Raw genomic sequence first — 3,961 nt, 5'->3', positions numbered from 1 at the left:
CCATTCAGTGATGTAGGCAACTATGCAGCGGCAACACAAGCTGAAATTGCAGCTATTTTTGCAGCTGGTATTGCGAAAGGAACAGATGGTAAGTATATGCCATCAGGAGAAATTACACGTGCACAGCTGGCATTAATGCTTTACCGTGCATATGAATATGCGACAGGTGAGAAATACGTGCCGCAAGGTAATGCAACATTTGCAGACTTAGGTAAGTATAATGAAGAAACACTTGTAGCGATTGCAATGCTTCAAGAATTAGGCATTGCATCAGGCGACCAAGGAAAATTCATGCCAACAGCACAAGCAACACGTGCGCATGCAGCAAAAATGGTTATCGAATTTTTAGAGGTTATTGACAATCGTTAATTGGTATTAAAATGAATATGGCGCATGGAATCAACAATTTATTGATTGATTTCATGCGTCTTTGTTTTTATTAATAAAAAATATCGCTGAATGAAGAGGAGATTTACAAAAATTTAATTATACTTTTCTAAAAATTTGATACAATGTAGGAGGTATGACATCCATCCTTGATGAGGGAATACTATTGGGAGAGAAAAGGGGAATAGAAGGAATGAAAAGAGGTAAAATACGTAAGTCATTTAGTATGTTTGCAGCGTCAGCGCTTATAATTAGTGCGGTAGCGCCAGCAGCACCGCTTGTTGTGAAAGCGGATACACAACAAGTGTTGACAGTAGCACAGGCGATTGCAAATAATTCAGGAACAGCTACGGTTCAAGGGTATATTGTAGGTTATGCGACAGGCAATGGTGGGATTACACAGGATCTTGCGAATGTTAAAGATGACTATAACATTTTAATCGCAGATAGTCCGAATGAAACAAATAAAGTGAATATGTTATGTATACAACTTTCACCAAGTTATCGCGCGCAATTTGGTTTGAAATCCAATCCAGCAGCACTAGAGAAGCCAATTAGTGTGACAGGAAATTTGGAGGCTTATAATGGACTGAAAGGTTTAAAAAATCCGTCTGCTATCCAATTTACTGGCGGCTCAGGCACACCATCACAACCAGAGGCACCTGCAGTTATATCAATTGCTGAAGCACACGCATTAGCAGATGGAGCAACTGTAACAGTTCAAGGTCGAGTAACAGCAAAGCTGAAAAACACAATTGCTATTCAAGATGAAACAGGTGGTATTTCTGTTCGACCTACCTCACTTAACGTACAAGTGGGCGAATTAGTCACACTAACAGGGAAATTAAATACTTATCTAAACCTTCTACAATTAGACTCGGCGTCAGTTGTCTCAAAAGATACAGCGACAATTGAAGTACCAAGTCCGGCACCAATTAAAGGTAACCAAGTAGGCGAGAGTTATGAATCGCAATTAGTAAAAATAGAAAATGTTACATTAGTAAAACAGGCTGGAGGTAGCGGGTGGATTAATTACACAGCAACTGACTCAACTGGTCAGCCATTTATCGTGCGTGATGAAACGGGAATGCTTGGTTTAGTCGAAAGTAAGTATGCATCTATCACTGGTATTGTGCAGCAATATAATAATGATTACCAAGTAATTTTACGTTCAAGTGCAGATGCTACGATTGATACGACTGTGCTATTACCACCAACAGCAACCCCTGCAGGTGGCACATTTATTAATGGAACAACAGTAACATTAACAGCGACAACAGCGAATGCATCTATTTTATATACTCTTGATGGTGTAGACCCTACAGTAGGTGGAGTGACATATGCCGCACCTATTTCAATTACAGAAGATACAAGATTAAAAGCAACTGTAAAACGTGATGGTGTAGAAGAGTATAGCGATGTCATCACACTGGACTACAAAATTACAGACGCCTTACGCATTCATGAAATTCAAGGTGCAGGTCATACATCACCTTACAATAATCAAGTAGTAGAAGGGATCGAAGGGGTTGTTACATCAACTTATGAAGTAACCGGCGCGACATATTACACAATCCAAACCCCTGATGAATTGGTGGATAATGATCCACATACATCTGAAGGTATTGTATTATACTCAGGTCGTAATAAATGGCCGATTGAGATAGGTGATTTAGTTTCAGTAATTGGTAAAGTGTCTGAATATGCAATTGAAGGCTATACAGAGCGTCAAACGACAGATTTATTAATGACACAAATCAATGTGCGTGATGACCAAGGCGGCAATGTAACAGTACTAGAGAAGAATGTAGCATTACCAGCACCAATTATTCTTGATGAAACGAATATACCAACAGGTGCAATCGATAGTGACAACTTAACAGTGTTCAATCCAGAAACAGATGCCATTGATTTCTGGGAAAGCTTAGAAAGCATGCGTGTACAAGTGTCGAATGTTAAAGCAGTTGGACCGCAAGCAAATGGTGATTTGACAACTGTATTGGAAAGTCGTGCAACAAATACGAAGCATGGTGGTGTACTTTTAGAAAAGGACAGTAAAAACGCTGATATTATCCAATTCCGTTTAGAGCCAAATAGTGCGGCACGCCAATTTGATGTGGCTACAGGTGATAAATTTGAGGGGAATATTGTTGGTGTTGTCGGTTATTCTTTTCAAAACTATAAAATTTACGCACCGCTTGCGGACATGCAGGCTGTTCATGTAAAAGGTTCAGTGAAGCCTGAAACAACACATATTGTGAAAGATATGAATAAGCTAACAGTTGGCTCGTACAATCTTGAAAACTTCTCGAATAATAAGAGCAAAACATCAGATGAAAAAGCACAAAAATTAGCACGTGCCTTTGTACAAGATTTAAATAGCCCTGATATCGTTGGTGTAACAGAAGTGCAAGACAACAATGGTGATACAAATAACGGTATTGCAGCAGCGAATGAAAGCTACGAGCGCCTAATTAATGAAATCGTGAAAGCAGGCGGAGTAGAGTACAAATATGCCAATATTGATCCTATTAACAATATGGATGGTGGGGCACCAGGAGCAAATATCCGCGTGGGTGTGCTGTACAATCCAGAACGTGTCACACTAACAGATATTGTATCAGGTGACGCAGCAACAGCTGTTGGCTATGAAAATGGCAATTTAACGGTGAATCCAGGACGTATTGACCCACAAAATGATGCATTCAAAAGCAGTCGTAAGCCATTAGCGGCACAATTTGATTTTAATGATGAGCAAGTGATTGTGATTGTTAACCACTGGAATTCAAAAAATGGTGATGACGCATTATATGGCTCGAAACAGCCAGTAGTGAATAAAAGTGAAGTACAACGTAAAAATATTGCAACGATTGTGGAAGGCTTTATTCATGAAGTCAAAACAAAAAACCCAGATGCAAATATTGTAGCAGTAGGAGATTTCAATGATTTCCAATTTGCAGATTCCATGCAAATTTTAGAGCAACGTCATATGACGAATATGATTAATAAACTGCCAGAGGAAGACCGTTATTCTTATGTATACCAAGGTAACTCGCAGGTACTTGACCATATTTTAGTATCAAACAATTTAGCTAATCATACAGAAATTGATGCAATTCATATTAATGCTGATTTCACTGATATGGCAGGTCGTGCAAGTGATCACGATCCAATTTTAGCACAAATTGACCTAAAACCTGCTGTTGTAGACCCAAATCCAGATAACGGTGGTGGTAATCCAGGTGATGGTGGCAACACAGGCGGTAACAATCCAGGTAGCGGTGACAATGGCACAGGCGGCAATAATCCAGGTAGCAGTGACAACAGCACAGGAGGTAACAATTCAGGCGGTGGCACAACTACACCTGAAACCAAGCCAGAAGAAACACCTGAAACACCACAACCGGAAAAACCAGCTCCATTCGTACCGACAGACTTACCAGCTAATCACTGGGCAGCAAGTTATGTGCAACAAATGATTGAGCGTGGCTTGTTAAAAGGCAATGAAAATAGCGAAGTAAAGCCAAATGCTAATGTAACGCGTGCACAATTCGCATCCATTTTAGCTCGTGCA

2 protein-coding genes are annotated in these 3,961 nt (G+C 39.9%); both read left to right on the top strand.

Annotated features, from left to right (window positions below):
- The coding region (locus C9J34_RS20675) for an S-layer homology domain-containing protein (protein ID WP_193769124.1) at positions 1 to 369 on the top strand (369 nt) is incomplete at its 5' end.
- Between the two features lie 211 nt (positions 370 to 580).
- Positions 581 to 3,961: DUF6359 domain-containing protein (locus C9J34_RS20670; protein ID WP_238600738.1), on the top strand; the 3,381-nt coding region annotated here is incomplete at its 3' end.

This window comes from Metasolibacillus meyeri (genome assembly GCF_003049505.1).
GTDB lineage: Bacteria > Bacillota > Bacilli > Bacillales_A > Planococcaceae > Metasolibacillus > Metasolibacillus meyeri.
Note: the sequence above shows the minus strand (reverse complement) of the source record. Positions and strands in the feature narration are given on the sequence as shown.